The organism is Paenibacillus sp. P4_E11, from assembly GCF_056401635.1.
In genome coordinates this window covers 1-3,865 of the sequence record NZ_JBFUIX010000236.1, presented here as the reverse complement: position 1 = coordinate 3,865, position 3,865 = coordinate 1, and the positions used below count along the sequence as shown (strand labels likewise).

The 3,865-nt window shown below is 49.0% G+C and carries 3 protein-coding genes; 1 reads left to right on the top strand and 2 read right to left on the bottom strand.

From position 1 onward, the window contains the following. Positions 1-1,663 (bottom strand): hypothetical protein (locus tag AC1DWB_RS31965; RefSeq protein WP_477545135.1); only part of this gene is annotated, 1,663 nt, incomplete at its 3' end. Between the two features lie 102 nt (positions 1,664-1,765). Next, positions 1,766-3,106 carry a hypothetical protein gene (locus tag AC1DWB_RS31960; protein WP_477545134.1) on the bottom strand — a complete coding sequence of 447 codons (1,341 nt, stop codon included), beginning with the start codon at positions 3,104-3,106 and terminating at the stop codon, positions 1,766-1,768. A 190-nt stretch (positions 3,107-3,296) separates the two neighbouring features. Between AC1DWB_RS31960 and AC1DWB_RS31955 the strand changes: the two genes are divergently transcribed. Beyond that, a complete protein-coding gene (locus AC1DWB_RS31955; protein ID WP_477545133.1) occupies positions 3,297-3,728 on the top strand; it encodes an AraC family ligand binding domain-containing protein in 432 nt (143 codons plus the stop codon). The last annotated feature ends 137 nt before the right edge of the window (positions 3,729-3,865 follow it).

Genomic DNA, 3,865 nt, shown 5'->3' with positions numbered 1-3,865 from the left:
TCCGCACGGATGCCTGTGATCGGACCGCGAAGTCAGTCATGAACCGTTCCGCCTCTACTGCGTTACCCGCGCGAATTGCATTCTTAATCTGTGTGAAGGCGAATACATGCTGCACACTGCTTAACGCCTGTACGTCTTGATCCGCGATAATCATATGTGGACCGAATAAGTACGTATATCGCAGACCATCCTTCGCCTTCTGATGAGCAGCCCGGATGTCTTCAAGCGAGCTTACTGACGGGCCAATCGAAGCCGAATAAGACCACTGCGAGTCCATACGGAATTCAATCAACTCCGCCTTCACCCGTTCGATCGGATCGGGTTCATCCCAACCCAGGAAGTACAGGACGACCACTTGATCCGCACTCATCATCGCGATTTCATACGGAATTGCGTGCCCCTTCTCGATATAAGCGCTGCGAAACGATTCACAATCCCCCTGCGTCAACTGAATATTCGCCGTAACGTACAGGCAGTCGAGCGGGAGATTCACACTTTGCAGTTCGGCCATGTTGCCCAGAAGGAAATTGGTGATCTGGTTTTTCTTCACCTTCGTTTCGAGTGTGGCAATTTTGTCATCCAAATATTGCAATGTATGGTTAATCAGCTTGTATTCTTTTATGCCTTTCGCAGGTGCAGGGTTGTTCTGGTAGAGCCCTCGAATCGTATGGAGGAGTGCCTTCAGCGGCACATAGAACCGCTTGGAAATTACGAAAGCGATTAGCAAGCCCAGCACCAGCATGAGCGCACAGCTCACAATCACTTGCTGTTGGAATTGCCTGGAGGAGAGTACGAACGTGTCGAACGGGCGAACAATGGTGTATTGGAACGTACCCGGCTCCGAATCCCCCTTCAATGTGGCATAAATTTTACTACCCCGGCTGTCCTTCTCGATATGTACGGTAGAATTGGTCGAGGATCCAAGCACTTGCCGCACGTGTTCCGCTTCGACTGCATCTTCGGGTCCTGTACGCAACAAGGGATGGTTGCTCTCATAGCGTACATACAGCCGTTCAAAAGGGGTATTCATCACTTGCATTAAGGAGCGGGACAAGTAATCGCGCTCAATGTCGATGTAGATATAGCCCTTCGCCTTGTCCTCGGGGAAACCATAAGGAAGAGTGAGTACATACGATAACACTTGTTTGCCATTTGGAAGTGTACGCCCTATCCATCGCTGCTTCGGAACAGTCGCTAGCTGCTCGATAAAGACGCGATCTTTCGTTTCATCCGCTCCGGTATAGAAATAATTGTTATCCAGCACGAACCCGTTTTTATTAAAGAAAATCGTGATGCCCGCAATCCCATCGTTCGCCGTGCGAGTGAAATTCATTTGATTGACCAAGGACACGATGTTCGATGTGTTGCCTTCCCAGCCGCTATCTAGCAGGTTGTACAGAATCCCTTTGAGATCAGGCTGGACTCCAACGAAATAACGGCTCGTTAAGCCGTCCACGTACTTCTGCAGCACGTTTTTCTCCAAATAATCCTTAGCGGTATTCAGACGGGATGTGCTCTCTCTGGTCATTTCCCCGACCATCAACCCATTCGCCTGAGAGAACAAATACCCGCCTACCGCCGCGATCAAGACAATAGCTAGAACACTGTAAGATAGTACAAGCCGGATAAAGTAACTTCCCCATACCTCGCCAATTCTCCGCATGCGTCTCCCCCCTGTATGCGCTCTCATAACGTTTTACCATTATATCACAGGTGGTGACAACTTTTGAGAACGTTCAGGGAGAAATTCATTATGATTCCATCATTACGACCCAATATAGCGATGACTAAGTTCCTTACCCGTCCAATAATTGCGGGTATCCACCCTCATTCTCTCATTGTTAAGAGCCATTTCTTTGTCCGCAATCAGTCTGGCATTTCCGTATCCGCCTACCAATTCCTCGGCCCACTTCCGTCCGTACTGGTGATGGGTCACTTCGTCCGCCCAGTCAAAGTCGATTCCTTGGGCCAGTAGTTTCACGAATGGTTCATCCCTCTGCTGCGCCAGTTTCTTGTAAAACTTCGCCTCCTTGGGCATCTGCTCTTTCTTCATCGCCTCTCCCTCAATGCCGACGGATAACCAGACATAAGAAGCGGCAACCGGTTTATCCATATGTGGATCATAGTCTCCCTTGAACTGGGGCTGCGAGAACCATTCGAAGCCTCCCAGATCGAGGACGGCTTGGCCGTACAAGGTATGCCTCATCTCATCCCAACAGTGCCTGGACAAGTCATCGTAGAACTCCCATGGCATGCCTTGCTGTATGACGAGTGTAGCCGCACACAGCTCAGCTGCTCCTAGTTCCTCTTGACGGATTCGCGCGGATTCCGCTGCACTGGCAATAATATCGTCCTCCGGTTGGTTCTTCACTCCTGTGCGGCCCAATGTATCACCACCCATTCGCGGATCGCGGACGGCTTTATCCGGTATGCGATAAGCCTCCTTGGATCTCCAGCGAATAGGCGTCCGATTGTTCTCGACAGCCACACCGGCAATGCCGCCGCATCCATGAAGCAGCTCTAGCAAGTGTTCCTTGTAAGGTTGCCCGCTGGCTTCATCATCTACGATGACATTATAAGAATCTGAATTTCCCGAGAAAAATCGGGCATCTTCGAGCAGTACGGGTTGAATGGCTGCTCCCCAGGTGAGTTGTTCCTCCAGATCCAGCTTGGCATGCTTCATCAAACGAACCGTCGGGTAATCGATGAGCGGCTGCGTTGATTCCAGATATTGTTCGTACAATCGGGCAATTTCCGGTTTGGCCACCTCATATAACCCTACCCACAGTTCATAATCCGAGCGGGCCATGAGCAGTTCATCCCAGAATAACTCCAGCCAAGGGTCGGGGGATTTAATCTTCTGAAGTTGCGGGTTACGCAGCTCGGATGTTCGGTCTACCCACATCTTCATCACTTGAGCATCTTCATACATGCTTTTCGCTAACCCCGCCTTGAAATACCAGTTCATTCGGGCAGGCAGTTGCGCTGCTTCGATCATCATCAGCCGATAGTGTGAATAGGCCAATCTCTTGACGATTCTAGAAGTATCTTCCACACCGTACTTGCCAAGCTTCTGAGAATTCTGAATTCCTGCATATTGATACATGGGTTGCACCTCTTATTTCATATAATTCGGTTCCTACTTGGAATTATAAAGGTCATCTTCTCACGTAAAAAGAACCAATATGTCGTACAGTGTTCTGAATGGAACATCAAGTATTGTTAGGATTGCACCGTCATACTATGATGGATTTAATAAGGTTTGCACGAGAATGAACAGATGGAGGTACGGTCAGATGTATATCAAGTTCGCTCCAAAGATCAATTCCCCCTCTCTTCCATTAGTAGCCATTGATGCCGGATACGAGAAGATTACTCGCACTGAAAAATATGACTGGCCTTTCTATCAGATCGTATGCTGCTATCAAGGAGAAGGAATGGTTAGGATTGGGGAGGATTCCATTGAGTTGAAACCGGGTCAACTGTTCTTAATTAAACCGGGAACCGTTCATGAATATCACTATGAGGGGCATATGTACCAGCTATCCTGGGTTTCCTTCAACGGCTACTTGGCGGACAATCTGATGCAGCAATACGGAATCGAGCCTCCCTATGTAGCCATTAAGGACACAACTCATCCAAGTATTCATCTGGACATCCTGTCCGTGTTGGAGGAAGTGGAGAACTATTTTGTCATCGATCGGGTGTCATTCTATACCGAATCCTGATCCATTTCTTCATGCGTACAAATCCGACCCGGAAACCACGGAATCATCGGATTCGACGAATGTTCATCTTCAACGGGCTATCGATTGGATGAGAACGAACCTCTCCTCGCCCGTGGATGTGGCCCGCACTTCACAAG